Annotated in this window: 16 protein-coding genes; 10 read left to right on the top strand and 6 right to left on the bottom strand. The window is 36.5% G+C overall.

Features of this window, described 5'->3' with window-relative positions; all coding sequences use genetic code 11:
• Positions 1 to 404 precede the first annotated feature (404 nt).
• Positions 405 to 1265, top strand: a complete 861-nt coding sequence (locus ACXAJH_RS20360; RefSeq protein ID WP_160839961.1) for a hypothetical protein — start codon at positions 405 to 407, stop codon at positions 1263 to 1265.
• Positions 1266 to 1385: 120 nt separating this feature from the next.
• A complete protein-coding gene (locus ACXAJH_RS20355) occupies positions 1386 to 1646 on the top strand; it encodes a hypothetical protein (RefSeq protein ID WP_160839960.1) in 261 nt (86 codons plus the stop codon).
• A gap of 91 nt (positions 1647 to 1737) precedes the next feature.
• On the opposite strand, the gene ACXAJH_RS20350 is transcribed toward ACXAJH_RS20355, so the two are convergent.
• Both ACXAJH_RS20350 and ACXAJH_RS20345 read right to left on the bottom strand, forming a co-directional pair.
• Positions 1738 to 2235, bottom strand: coding sequence for a site-specific integrase (locus ACXAJH_RS20350; RefSeq protein ID WP_160839959.1), 498 nt, complete (start codon positions 2233 to 2235; stop codon positions 1738 to 1740).
• Between the two features lie 323 nt (positions 2236 to 2558).
• Positions 2559 to 2915 (bottom strand): hypothetical protein, encoded by a 357-nt coding sequence (locus ACXAJH_RS20345; RefSeq protein WP_160839958.1) that lies wholly within the window; start codon positions 2913 to 2915, stop codon positions 2559 to 2561.
• Positions 2916 to 3379: 464 nt separating this feature from the next.
• On the opposite strand from ACXAJH_RS20345, the gene ACXAJH_RS20340 reads away from it, so the two are divergent.
• The 8 genes from ACXAJH_RS20340 to ACXAJH_RS20305 all read left to right on the top strand — a co-directional run bounded on the left by ACXAJH_RS20340 (position 3380) and on the right by ACXAJH_RS20305 (position 9523).
• Positions 3380 to 3994: a MerR family transcriptional regulator gene (locus ACXAJH_RS20340; protein WP_160839957.1), complete on the top strand. Its 615-nt coding sequence runs from the start codon at positions 3380 to 3382 to the stop codon at positions 3992 to 3994.
• 435 nt (positions 3995 to 4429) lie between these two features.
• Complete coding sequence (locus tag ACXAJH_RS20335; RefSeq protein WP_160839956.1) at positions 4430 to 4696, top strand: hypothetical protein; 267 nt, start codon at positions 4430 to 4432, stop codon at positions 4694 to 4696.
• A 151-nt stretch (positions 4697 to 4847) separates the two neighbouring features.
• A complete protein-coding gene (locus tag ACXAJH_RS20330; protein ID WP_160839971.1) occupies positions 4848 to 5036 on the top strand; it encodes a hypothetical protein in 189 nt (62 codons plus the stop codon).
• Between the two features lie 95 nt (positions 5037 to 5131).
• Positions 5132 to 5587, top strand: a complete 456-nt coding sequence (locus ACXAJH_RS20325) for a sigma factor-like helix-turn-helix DNA-binding protein (protein WP_160839970.1) — start codon at positions 5132 to 5134, stop codon at positions 5585 to 5587.
• A gap of 138 nt (positions 5588 to 5725) precedes the next feature.
• On the top strand, positions 5726 to 5980 hold the full coding sequence (locus ACXAJH_RS20320) for a hypothetical protein (RefSeq protein ID WP_160839969.1): 255 nt from the start codon (positions 5726 to 5728) through the stop codon (positions 5978 to 5980).
• A 1-nt stretch (position 5981) separates the two neighbouring features.
• Complete coding sequence (locus ACXAJH_RS20315; protein WP_160839968.1) at positions 5982 to 6767, top strand: N-acetylmuramoyl-L-alanine amidase; 786 nt, start codon at positions 5982 to 5984, stop codon at positions 6765 to 6767.
• Positions 6768 to 6872: 105 nt separating this feature from the next.
• A complete protein-coding gene (locus ACXAJH_RS20310; protein WP_160839967.1) occupies positions 6873 to 9032 on the top strand; it encodes a glycoside hydrolase domain-containing protein in 2160 nt (719 codons plus the stop codon).
• Between the two features lie 116 nt (positions 9033 to 9148).
• Positions 9149 to 9523 (top strand): hypothetical protein, encoded by a 375-nt coding sequence (locus ACXAJH_RS20305; RefSeq protein ID WP_160839966.1) that lies wholly within the window; start codon positions 9149 to 9151, stop codon positions 9521 to 9523.
• Positions 9524 to 9543: 20 nt separating this feature from the next.
• Here ACXAJH_RS20305 and ACXAJH_RS20300 read toward each other — a convergent pair whose 3' ends face one another.
• The 4 genes from ACXAJH_RS20300 to ACXAJH_RS20285 form a co-directional block, all read right to left on the bottom strand.
• The gene (locus tag ACXAJH_RS20300; protein ID WP_474970574.1) at positions 9544 to 10071 is read right to left on the bottom strand and encodes a YcxB family protein; all 528 of its coding nucleotides are present in this window, start codon (positions 10069 to 10071) and stop codon (positions 9544 to 9546) included.
• 321 nt (positions 10072 to 10392) lie between these two features.
• A complete protein-coding gene (locus ACXAJH_RS20295) occupies positions 10393 to 10554 on the bottom strand; it encodes a hypothetical protein (protein WP_160839964.1) in 162 nt (53 codons plus the stop codon).
• A 1494-nt stretch (positions 10555 to 12048) separates the two neighbouring features.
• Entirely contained in the window at positions 12049 to 13302 is a 1254-nt protein-coding gene (locus tag ACXAJH_RS20290; RefSeq protein ID WP_160839963.1) for a relaxase/mobilization nuclease domain-containing protein, read from the bottom strand.
• The gene (locus ACXAJH_RS20285; protein WP_160839962.1) at positions 13269 to 13598 is read right to left on the bottom strand and encodes a MobC family plasmid mobilization relaxosome protein; all 330 of its coding nucleotides are present in this window, start codon (positions 13596 to 13598) and stop codon (positions 13269 to 13271) included. Before ACXAJH_RS20285 ends, ACXAJH_RS20290 begins: the two co-directional genes overlap by 34 nt.
• Positions 13599 to 13784 lie beyond the last annotated feature (186 nt).

Below are 13784 nucleotides of genomic sequence, written 5' to 3'. Positions count from 1 at the left end.
CATACATCATAGCATGAGGGTTGGCAAGCTCTACAAATGGTACCCATTTGAGCTTGTTGGGGGTTTCCCCCAATCGCTTTCGCTCCCCCTTTGAAATACAAAAGCGTTCGCCTATTAGGCGAGTAAAATTATCTATTCTTTTTAGAATAGATAATTTTACAAGTTCAAATCCATTCCAACTGACGTTTGATTTTCAAACGTCAGTTGGAATGCGGAATATCGGAATACTCAAAATGAGTATTCCGATAGAAGTTCATTATTCTAAAGAGGTTCTGATCTAAATACCATCATTATAAAAAAGGATTACTCGTATTCTTTGTAGAATTATGGAAAATTATGGTTAATATGAATATGTTTGTGATCATGAGATGCAATGATTTTTACAATTATAGAGGAGGTTAAGTATGGCAAGGGATCCTATCGGAAGAAAAAAGAGAAGAAGGTTGAGAAGAGAAGTCGGTTTTGGCTGCCCAGTGGAAGACTGTAGAGTTCCTTTTCTCGAATATCATCACTTTGACCCTCCTTATAATGAAGGGGAAATGCATAACGAAGACGGAATGATAGCTCTTTGTCCAATTCATCATAGGCAAGCTGATCAAAGAGCTTGGTCAATTGAAGATTTACGTGAAATGAAAAGAGCTAATAATAGGGGGGAACCTAAAGGCAAGTTAGGTTGGAGTATTGATAAAGGCATTGTAATATCAGGAGGTAATTATTTCTTTTCAACTTCATTAACTATGAGAATTAAGGGGAAAGAATTATTTAAATTAGAGCAAGATCATAAAGGGAAAATTCTTGTTAATGCCTTGCTGTGGAATAATAAGAAAGAAATCATAGCTGAAATTAAAAATAATGATATGTTAATAAATCATATGAGAGTAGAAGATATTGATTGTATGGCTTCAGGTAAAGAAATTCTTTTTAAAGCACCCGATGATTCTAATCATGTAAGAATTAGATTCGAACGCCAACCCATTGAGGAATGCTTGTCTAAAGCAAAAAACACTCTGGATGAGAGTATTGTTGAAAATGTTTTATCTGATATAAAAGAACGTGTGGATAGTGGAATGGTAAATGTTATAGAGTTTAGTACTGCTATAAAAGAAGATGATTTTACCTTCCATGCTGGAGACTCTAAAATCACTTTTGATTTTAGAAAAGCAGGGTTAGATAAGGCAGAATATTATGGCAGAGCACACGGAGTCAATGGAGCTCTCAATATTGCTCAGAAAGATGGGAAAGAACTAATATACTTAGGTAAATAAGGTTTTTAAAGGTTAAAATATATTAAAAGGTCAATATAGGGTATTATCTACTAAAAGACCTTAATCTTAATGTTTTTACAAAGTTAGAAGGATAAAACATAAAAAGAAAGGGTTAATAACGTGTACACTTACACTGAAGAAGAAAAGTACAATATTCAAAAAAAGATTGAAGACATTAAAAATAAATTACCAGATAGAGCAGAATTAGAATTTGATTATGAAAACAATGCACTTCATGTACGAGCAAATAAAAGTCTGCATTCAAATTTTAGGAGACAAGGTAAAATTAAAAGTAAGTCTAAAATTTTCGAAGAGAAAATAAAACCTGAAGATATAAGAGAGAGCAAGGTACTAAGAACGTATGATGATTTAGATCAATGATTCTAAATCAAAATGAAACTTCCCAGGAAGGACGGGGCATTATAAACCGTTCGCATATGCAAACGGTCCCCTTATTCTCTTCTGTTCATGTTTACAAAGAGAAATCTTCCAAGGCTTGATCGACCATGTCATCACTAATTCCAATGTATTGTAACGTGATCGAAGGGCTAGAATGGCCAAAGATCTGCTGCAACATGGCCACATCCTTGGTTTTCTGATAAAAGTGATACCCGAACGTCTTTCGCAAGGTGTGCGTGCCGATCGGTCCGGGGACCCCGCAGACCTCCGCAGCTTCATGAATAATGCGCCAGGCTTGGGTCCGATCAATCGAGCCTCCTTTTTTGGAAGGAAACAAGGCATCGGACGCGGCTTTGCCCCGGATGTACTTATCGATTTCACTGCGCAAATTGGGGGTCATTTTGATTTTTCGAATGTTCCGTGTTTTCTTTTCCCGGATCCGCAGATAGGATGTGTCCTGGACATCCAACACCCGCAGGGGCAAAATATCGCTGATTCGCAGGCCGGAATTGATGCCGAAGGTAAATAAAAAATAATCCCGGTAGCTTTTATGTAGCAAATACGTTTTCATTTCCCGGATTAAATCCGGGTCCCGGATGGGTTCGACGCTCTGTTGGCCGAGACGTGGGGGCAATTGGATCACCTCTTATATGTTGTTTAGAATACAACACTTATTTTATTATGTTTTATTATACCATGTGTGAACCTATATAAAAGCCCGGATATCCTTGGTTTATCAAGGATATCCGGGCTTTGTTCGTTTGGTTTCACATGAAACATAATGAATATTATGTTTCATTACTATCATGGTTGTGTACTTATGTAATCTCATCAGGATGTAATTTTATAATTCATAAAAAAAGAGAGGCACGCTTGACCTCTCTTTTTTATTTACTAGTGAATAACATAGAAGTTGTCGGATTCGATACGACGGTAGCTTTGGTTTGGAATAGTGTTATGCAAAACAATTCGAGTAAGCCCTTCGTTAATCCCTGTAAATTCACGATCTGAATAACTATCTAAGTGACAGTAGCCTGAACGCCCTGCAATGAAAACCCATTCACCATCTACATAGCGTTGGAGCTCCATCTCCCAGTCTGAGCCATAACCACCAGCACCGGGAGTGTAACCCATATTAATCTGAATGCTTACTGGTACATGGTCTCCTTCAGGAGCGTTGTCATCGACAGTCATTTGAAATGGTAGATCCCCTCCAATAGGTGAGTATTGTTCCCAATATTCATAAAGCATTTTGCATTCCTCCTTTCAAGCCAATAATATCAAAGCTAATACCTAACCCGCGTATGCAAAAAATCTAAGAAAAGTAGCTTTTATAACTATAAAAGAAGCTAATCATTAGCAAGTAATAAATTGACTTTTATAGTAGGCTTCAAGAGTTCAAATGCTCCTAGCAATGTCCTATTATTCGTAGCTAACAGTTTAATCAGTTCTGTCGTGGTCCACTATCATCATGTTTCGTGAACGCTTTATCTTTTCTTGAAAATATTTAAATTGGTCTTTCTTGTAACTGAATAGATTATTCAGTAGAATACACCATGAGTACTAACTAAGTTTAGAGTGTATTAGCTAAGCCCATATACAATGATTTCATATCTAGGTCTGGAAGTTGGATAAAAACCTTGTATTTTTTCATAACCACCCTTTAATATTAAGGAAACAAGGTTTATATATAGGTTTCTGGGAGGGTTATAAATATGAATAAGGGAGAGAATCAAGGTTCAGGTAATCCAGATCTAAACTTGGTTGAGGGTTTTACGGTGAAAGAAGTTGCCACGTACTTAGATGAAACTCCAAACGTTATTAGGAATTGGTTTAAGGAGTTAAGGAAGTACGTGCCGCATGAAAAAAGTAGTAATGGTTATAACATATACAAACAGGAGGGGATAGAACGTTTTAAAGAAATACAATCTCTACACAGAGAGCAAAACTGGAGCATGAAACAGATTGAATATTACTTTGCTACTGGGGGAGAATCGTTTAGACCTGAGCCTGAAAAAACCAGCGGGGAATTACTAGCCGAAGAACTAAGAGCTTTGCGACAAGAAATATCAGCTTTAAGGGAGGATAATAAATCAATAAAAAAACAGCTAGACCATCAAGATATGAGGATGGATAATCAAGATAATTTTCATAAAACTTTGATCCAACGTATAGAACAAGTAAATATAGATCGCGACAAACAGTTGGAAACCATCAGGCAACTGGCTACTCCAGCAGAATCTAATAATGCAGATAACCAAGATACTATCCAAGATAAGAAGCAGTCTGATAAAAAAAGCTTTTGGTCACGTTTGTTTGGTGCACAGTAAATTAATTAAGACTTAAAGAAACAAAATTAATTAATACATCTAATTTTAGAAGGACCCTGAAGTATATCTCCTTTTCTTGCCTAGAATTACTACATTAAAACACAACTATTAGGGAGGTGAGGACACATGGGAGTTAGGAAAAAACTGTTTAGATTTTTGGAAGTTGTTAGGAAAACCAGACAGCAAAGCATCTGGGATATTATCGGGTAAAGCTCAACATGAGTTAGGTTTAGAAGTGCACACAAGACAACAATTGAAGAAGTTAGGGTATAGTCAGAAGGAAATTGAGAAACGTATTAGTAAACAAAAGCGGAATTTACCTAACTAAATTTAAGGTTTCGGATATTTATTAGTTCTACTTTTATTATAGAAACTACAACTGGTGAACATACTAGGGCATCATTGTATTTATTTAGAGAGAAAGGGTGATAGATGATGACAAAAAAAGATGAGGGAACAAATAATTCAGTGAATGAGGATGCTAATAAAGAAGATAGCAATATCAATAACGATTTCCTTGATAATATTGTAGGTAAAAAAACCACAAAAGAAAAAACGCACGTGTTTAAGGGATTTTATCTTGAACGCGAGGTGGCAAATGTTATTGATGAGAATGCAGCAGGCAAACCTAAAGGTGTTAAATCGGAAATTGTAAACGAATCACTTAAAAGAGTATTTAAAGAGATGGGATGGATGGAATAGCGGTATTTGGTAATGAAAACAACAGTGTTTTAAAAATATAGCTTAAGAATTTTTAAATAAGTCCTAGCAGGCTTATTTTTTTTTTGTTAAATATAAGCTATACTTTAAACAGAACAAACGTTCTGGTTTTTTGTAAAGGAGTGCTATTTATATGCAGCAAAAAAAACATTTATTAATGATTATCTGCAAACATTGTAAAAATCCAATTAAAGTTGGGAAGTATCTGGAACCTTTTTTGTTTCATACTAATTCATTTAACTGTCCTAAGTGTGAGGAAGTTTTAGAAGTAACTGAAGAATTAAAGGAATACATTTTGGCTTCAAGTTATGAAGAATTCTAGTGTTAATGAACCCTAACTAAGATATTGATATCGATATTAATATCTTAGTTAGGGTTACAACATATTTATCTACAAGGGTAAGGAGGACTAAACTTATGGAAAAAACAGAAAGATCGAAAAATATTAAAAGGCTAGAAAAACATTTAAGAAATTACCAGACGTATAATGCAGGTATTAAGAATCTTCATAGTCAATTAGAGTTTGTTTTACCCAATATGCCAAAAGGTTATGAAATTCAAAAGGATCTAATCTCCTCTTTCAATATAAAAGGAGAAAACGAATATGTGCTGATAGATAGAATAGAAAGTAGAAGGGCAATAGAAATTCATGAAAATCTTTACGAGTACAAACTAATAATCAGTGCAATAGATAAAGCCTTGGAAGTATTGGATGATATCGAACACCACTTCATTTGTTACAGATATATTCAAGGGATGACAATCCAAAAAACCGCGCTAAAACTAGGATATAGTGAGAAGTATATTTTTAATATAAGAAACCAAACTTTTGAAAAGCTGTTAATTTCTTTAAAAGGAATACTACAGTTTTAATCGCTTCAGTTTTTCAGTACTTTTAAAAGGTCTGTACCGTTACCCCTACTGTTAATATACAAAGTAATCCTCATTTATCGGTCATCATTTGATTTAGATGATCTGATAAAAAACTTAATTGAAAGGAGGAAAAATAACATGGAGTTCTCTGTGTATGGAGTTGCCCTCATTCCTTTGGTGACAGCAATAGTAGAAATGGTTAAATCACTTGGTATGTCTAAAAGATATAGTATGATCGTTGCTTTATTGATGGGAGTGGTATTTGGAGTGTTTTATATTGCGCCATACGATCTCAAAGCAGGTGTAATTGCCGGCTTAGTATTAGGTTTATCTGCAAGTGGATTTTATAGTGGAGCTAAGCAAATCACAAAGAGGAAACCTAAGGAGGGGTAGAATGTCGGCCAAGGTTATTTTAGACCCGGGCCATGGAGGTCATGATCAAGGAGCGAGCGGTAATGGTTTAAAAGAAAAGGATGTTGTCTTGAAAATAGCCAAGTACACTAATGAAATATTAGAAAATAATTACGAAGAAGTAGAAACTCGCTTAACTCGAAAAAGTGATTACTTTGTGGATCTCCTTCAACGTTCAGAATTCGCGAACGAATGGGGAGCTGATTATTTCGTTTCATTTCATATTAACGCATTTGATGGTTCTGCCCAGGGGTTTGAATCCTATATTTATAATGGTTTGCCAGAAGATAGTAAGGCGGAAAAGTTCCAAAATGCTCTTCATGAAGAGATTTTAAAAGAAGCTAAGTATTTTTATGATAGAGGTCTAAAAGAAGCTAACTTTTCAGTTTTACGTGAAACAAATATGCCAGCTATTTTAACAGAGAATGGTTTTATTGATAGTGAAAAGGATGCAAAACACCTAAAATCAAATGAAGATCTGCGAAATGTTGCATTAGGACATGCTAAAGGAATTGCAGAAATAGCGGGATTAAATTTGAAAGACAGCAATGAAAAAAAGAAAAGCGAGGTAGTAGCTGGCACATTTTCAAACTATGAGAATGCTCAAAATAAGGGTGAGATTCTAAGTGATCAAGGAGTAGATAATTATGTTAGGAAATCAGGCAATTACTTCGAAGTAGTAGCTGGCACCTTTGAGAACAATGAGAATGCAAAAGATATGGTCATAACATTAAAAAATTTTGGGATTGATTCCTATGTAAAACAATGAATCATAGAAATGTAGCTACGATTTTTTAACCATAAGGTTTCAACAAAAGTTAGATTAATATATCAATATTAATATTGATATTAATATTATTAAGGGGTGAATGGAATGGATTCAATGGTTTTAGAAGTACAAAAGTGGTTGAATGATACTTATAAAGGGAGAAAAGGTTACGATGTAATTCCGGAAGATGGTTACACTGGTAATACTACGGTAGGAGCATTGATAGTTGGTCTTCAAATTGAGATGGGGATCACCAATCCTGTGCCCAACTTTGGACCTGGTACAAAAGCTGCGTTTCCTGGATTATCCAAGCAAAGCCTTGGTGAAGAACCTACTAACATGAATAAGATTCTACAAGGTGGTTTTTGGTGTAAAGGTTATAACCCGGGAGGATTTACAGGTAATTTCTTTGGAGGAACAGAAAGTACGGTTAAAGATTTTGAAGTAGATGTTGGACTAGTACCAAGTGGTTATGTTGATGCAAAATTAATGGAAGCAATTTTAAATACAGATGGATTTGAACTGGCGAGGACATATCCAAACTATGTAAGAGAAATGCAACAAATTTTAAATCAAAATTATAGTATGTATTTTCCTTATATTCCAACAAATGGTGTTTATGAAAGGAAAACAAGCGAAGCTCTTATTTATGCTTTCCAACACGAAATTGGGATAGGAAATATTGCTAATGGTTATTACGGAAATGGTACACTTGCTAATACACCTACTCTTGCTCCGGGTAATGGCCAAGATAGGCTAAATAGAATTCTGCAGTTTGCTTTAGCCGTTAATGACTATTATCCAGGAAGTTATAACGGCATTTATGATAACTCTGTCGAGAGTGCAGTTCGTGAATTTCAAGAATTTATGACCCTTCCTGCTACGGGTACAGCTGGTAAAGCAACAATCAAACAACTTCTAACAAGTAATGGCTTAACATCTCGTAGTGCTCCTGCGTGTGACGCTTCTACTATAGTTGATCGAGCGAAAGCTGAAACCTTAGTTAGTCGGGGGTATAATACTATAGGTAGATACCTCACTGGTACCGTAGGAGGATCTAGATCTAAAGCTATGACTAACGAAGAGCTGGAAATATTGGAAGAGTACAATATTAATGTTTTCCCTATCTATCAGGACGGAGGATTTTACGCAAGTTACTTCAACCATAATCGAGGATCTGGAGATGGTTTAAGAGCGCATAAGACTGCAGAAGATTTAGGGTTTCCTGAAGGTACAACTATCTACTTTGCGGTCGACTTTGATGCCTATGATTTCCAAGTTACTAACTTAATTTTACCTTATCTAAATGGTGTGAAAGAATCATTAGAATCTCAAGGCTCCAAATACAATTTAGGTGTGTATGGTCCAAGAAATATCTGTATACGTGCTTACGAAAACCCAAGTATCCAAGCAAAATACAGCTTTGTTGCTAACATGTCTACAGGGTTTAGTGGGAATCTGGGTTACCCTATGCCACGAAACTGGGCATTTAGTCAATTTTATGAATATACAGTAGGTTCTGGTGATGGTGCTATTGGCATTGACAAAAATGATATGTCGGGAAGAGATAAAGGAGTAAGTAGTGTTAATCCATCAACAGGATCAAGAAATGAAAAAGAGGAAAAACTATACGATGCTATGTTGGAAGTAGGAAGCTCCTTACCTGGATTTTTCTCAAATGAAGCTATATTTGGACCGAAATTTATTTTTAACAAAACCTACAAAATAGTTGATCTTCCAAAATTTAATGTATATTTAGAAACAGATACTAGCTTCAGTCCAAACAGTGATGCAGACCAAATTATGATTAGTGAAGGTAAAGTGGGTTATGACCTTCAAGATATAATAGGAGATGATTTGAAAGCTAATCTGAGTGCTGAACGGATGGACAAGTACGCTAACCAATTAGACGGCTTAGGAGCTAGTGTTGGAAATGGGATGATTGAATTTTCTTCTGATTTTACATCTACCACTCATACTCTAAAAGTAACCGCGTACAAAGATTCGATTGAAGTTGATGGGACGAAAACAGACTTAGCTGTATCCATAATTTATGAATTAGAAGTTGATACTACAGCCCCTTCTTATCAAAAAGTACGTGAGGCTCAAGTAAGTTTAGAAACTGTAGCATTATGCTTAGCTGCGCTGACAGCAGGAGCATTACTTTTAATTTATGTGTCACCCGTTGTTATAAGTGTGGCAGCGACTTCTGCTTTCCTAGTAGGGATTGGAGATAAGATATTCCAAGAAGATGATTCAGCATGAAAAAAAGACATAGGGGAGTCTCCCCTATATCTTTTTTTAACCCCTATAAAACTTGTGATAAACTTATCTATAGTGATATTTACCAATTATTTTAAAGGATTTAAGGAGAGACAAACTTGGATAAATTTATGAAAGTAATATATGTCGCAAGCCTGCTAGGTGTATTAATCGGATTGTTTATGGATTGGTTCTCATTAGCGTTCTGGTCGTGGAGTGGTTTACACCATTGGACCGGTTCATTAATTGGGGTCACCACTGCCATTACTCTTACTGTTTTTTTAATAATTCCCAGACAAACTTCCATACGTTTCTTGACTATCTTAATTCCTTCATTCGTTATCCTCCAATGGATTATGATGAGCCCTTGGTTTCCTGGTAATGAGGGAGGTAACTTAAACACTGCTTTAGGAATGACAAAGGGCGGATTTTACTTCACTTTACTAAGTGCTCTTATCGCGGTTGCTTCTTATATTCGTTATACGAAGAAGTAGGATAGCTTCCAATTAGATAGTTAATGGATTTTGACTTTTTTTGAATCCATATTTCTAGTAACTAGTTTTTTAAAAAAGATGATATCTTCCTTTGTGGAAAAGTAACGCTTGGGTATAACAAGGCCTTTATTTTTAGATGTATATAACCGAAACATATCCTCGTGTTCCAGAACTGCTATAAAATCATTCCATTCAAAATAAGTATTTGACTTCCTTACTTTAGAATTTATACCATCTTCATTAATGATATATCTCAATTCGTTTTGAAGAAATTGGTCACTGCTATACTCCTTTCGAACGCGTAAGTGTAATAATCCAGCTAATACCAGTGTGAAAAAACACGCAATTAATGTAGAAAAAAATAAATATAAAGGAATAACCGCAACCAGCCCTCCTGTAATAAAGAGAGAAGATAACCACAGGCCAACTAAGAAAACAAAAATAAAATATCCAATCATCATTTTCTTATGATGATGAAGGTTGTGTTTCTTATAATCCTCAAAGGTTAAGTTTCCCTTAGCTAAGACTTCTTTTTCATTAGGTACCATAACCTCAACCCCAATATTATTAAAGTATTTATTTTATTACCTCATAACCGATAGATCCCAACAATCATCGGAAAATATAAGTGAACCATCGCTCCCTTAGTAGATTAAATTCTATCATATCAAGTTGGCTATACTCTACTACCATGAGCATAATCTATCTTACTGGCCAGAGTAATGTTATCTGATTAATGACATTAATTGTAAGTTCGTTCATTGAGATTATTAGCTCTACGCGAATCAAAAGAAGGAATAAGTGCATGTTGCTTACCCTCAGTGTATTTCTCTATATTTTATTTATTACGAGGGTTGTGCTATGTATTTCTATTTATTTACATTTTCTTCCGCCGTTGGTTCTTCGTAATTATCTTCATCGAATTTAAGATCTTGATAGATCAAGTATGCGAAAGTAAATCCTATTAGTATTAAAATTGAACACATTACGGTTAAAAGGACTTTAGTTATATTTTTAAGAATTTTTTTCATACTTTTCCTCCTTTTATCTAAAAAAAGTCCTTTTTTGAAGAAATTGCCCACGAGCCACAAATATGAATGTGTGTTTATTGTAAGAAATGTCTGTCATGCAATCTTCCTTTCTGGGTTTTTGTAGTCAATTGTGTCCTGAAAACTAACCCTAGTAATTTCAAATCTAAAAAGATCTGTTAGTTTTAATTTACAACAGTAGCCCTTTGTGCAAATCCATGCAAAAGATTCTGCTAGTTTATTCCCTCAATTCTATTGATTTGATAGAGTGTAAGGGGTAAAATTGTCATTATAAATACATACGGACAAATAAAAAAGCCATTTCCTTGATGATAAGTTTTGGCGAACTTATCGGAAATGACTTTCCCTGTCTCCACCGACCAAAGCGACACAGGGTAAAATACTAAGATATAGTTAATTATATACGGTTTACATAGCAAATTTCAACCGTTATAAATAATTTTTCAAAGGTGTATTTTACCCGGCTTTCCTCTCATTGGTAGGAAGCAGGGTAAAGTACACCTTTTTTATGTTGTTCCAACGTGGAAAGCCTACTAACACGTTGAGAAAATAAACTTGATAGGTTATGTCTTAGCCGATGCAATAATTAAGACTAGGACACTATGAAAACGCTCCCTATTGCGTTGGTGTCTGAAGGGTGAAAGCTACCTTAGTGCTGATCGAAGGAAGGATGTTGCAACTACGGTTGCAGTAGGACAAGCTGCAAGTAAGAATACTCGGTTATTCTGAACCTACCAGGGGCATTTGAAGTAGTAAGCTTGTCTAGAAGAAATTCTATCGTTAATAGGGATACACTACGGACACCTCGTAATTCCTGACGGATGTTGTCCTTCTGTAGAACGACTACTACTTACATTGACATTTTTAATTTTTGTCGATGTAGGTAGTCGTTCTATGCCTTCCGTTTTCCTCGACAAGCCTTCAGGATGTTGCCTTCGTTCCACTTTTGCAAGCATAAATACTTAGGAAAGATTAGACATCTCAACGAGGCTAAAGAATAAACGGTCTTGCTCACATAAGATTCTGTACTCTATAGGAGCTAAGATAAGAAGATCTATATAGAAGGGATCATTTAAGGGTGGGGGATGTATGATATTGAGTATTTGCTAAAGTCCTGGTCTTGGACTTTTGGAAAACGGAGATATCCAAGCAACCGAAGGGCGGTAGGGGGTTCTGTATGAGAACGGGGGTACCGTTTCTAAATGGAAACCGTTGCTGTATAGTAATAATGGTTTATGTTATACTTAAGGCAAATAGCGACAATTTAAATATTGTCATGGCATCACCCCCTTAAAGGGGAAAGAGCTCCCTGTTTGCGCAGGGAGCTCTTTTTATGGATTTAAAAATTCTTAAGGTGTTTCAATGCCAAATACTCCTAACAAAGCTTTTACCCCTAAGTATATGGGCACAAGGAATACAGAGGTTGCTAGACCGTATTTTGCTGCATCTAACCAGTAATTTATAAGAATTCCTTTTTTAACGTTCGATATCGTTCTCTTTGCTCTGTTGTCGATCTCGTCTAAGCTTTTGTTTGTCCGGCTCTTCATCTCGTTTAAGTTGCTCTCGGTGGTCTGGAGCACTTTCCCTGTTTTCTCGCTGAAATTTTGCTCGATCTTCTCCAGTTGCTGAACGATCTCGTTTTGGAGTTGATTCACTTTTTGAATGGTCTTTTGATTGTTCTGACTCATGAGGTTGGCGCCCGTTTCCATAGTTTTTATAAGTCTCTCTTCTTGATCTTTCAAGAGTTTCTCTTGCGCTTGTAAAGTCGAATTCATCCTCTGCTGAACGGTTTGGCTCGTCTCTCTGATGTCGTTCAACTCTTGTTGAGTGGTCATTTTCGAGTCGGTGTCCCTGTCGATTTGCGTGCTGACGTAACCTTTCAGAATTTCCATTAACTTCTGACTTTCCTCTATATGGTTCTGCAATTCTTGATAACTCTGGATTTCCCTGTTCGTATGATAAGGTGGCTGTTCCTCGCTCCTGGCTTGGTTGGTCTGTTCGGGTTTCCTTTGTGATTTCAAACTCACGCTGCAACGTCTCCTTTTCATAATCATTCCCCAGCTTGGAGCCACGAACTTTCTTGTTTTTATCGGGGTGCGTAAATGTAATGTTCTTTCCACGCTCTTTCATGTCAATGTTATGTTTTTCTTTTAAACTCATTTTCAATTCTTCATATGTTTGGGAGACCTGTTTTTCAAGGTCAATTTTCTCTCGAATATCATCTTTCCAACTGAATTTCTCTCGATCAATTAAGCCTTTTTCTGCTTGGGTGTAACGAACCCCTGCTTTAATGTTTTCTGCTATGGAGAGTCCTCTTCCCTTACATAATCGGTCACTTTCCTCACGAACTTTATCAATCGCTTCTTTTCCATGAGCATGATATTTCCTGCCATCTTCCGGATGCACGGAATTAATGATGATGTGATTATGGATATGTTCTTTATCATCATGCGTATATATCATGACTTCATGACCCGGAGCTAATTTTTCAGCTAGTTCCAGTCCTATTTTATTGGCTTGGGCCGGAGTGATTTCCCCTGGCTTAAACGATTGAATTACGTGATGCGCCTGAATACCGTTATTCTTACTCCACATTTCTCTCGTAGCCTTCATTTGGGCTTTGGCCACCTCGGGAAACGTATTTACTCCTTCTTTCTCGACCGCTCTTTTTTCACAGTACGAGATTAGCCGATTAGCTACTTTTGTATGGCCGAGTTGAATTGTTGCCATATAGCCTGCAGCTCCTTTTGTACCTCTTTTAATTCCTCAGCAGGAATTGTATGTCCCTGATTGGCTCGCCGGCTGATCTGGTTCACATTGTTACCGATTGCTCGCAATTCCCGGGCCATCTCAAATGCTCCTTCTCGATCAATCTTCGGCGGTCGCATTCTCGCCCCTTGTGCCTTCTTTTTCGCAAAAGAAGGCACACTCATTTGAACGTTTTTCGCCATCTGCTCAAGACGTTCAAATTCGTCGTCGCTCACTCGAAATTTGATCTGTCGGTTCTCATTTCGGTTCTCTTCCAAGCCCGCCCCTCCTTTTCAAATGGGTACCATTTGAAAGCTATTCTTCAGATAGTTTCACCGTGGTGTTGAAACTATCATACATCATAGCATGAGGGTTGGCAAGCTCTACAAATGGTACCCATTTGAGCTTGTTGGGGGTTTCCCCCAATCGCTTTCGCTCCCCCTTTGAAATACAAAAGCGTTCGC

The organism is Halobacillus sp. ABD4_316 (genome assembly GCF_056161385.1).
The sequence above is the reverse complement of the archived record's forward strand: the minus strand, read 5'-3'. Positions and strand labels throughout refer to the sequence as shown.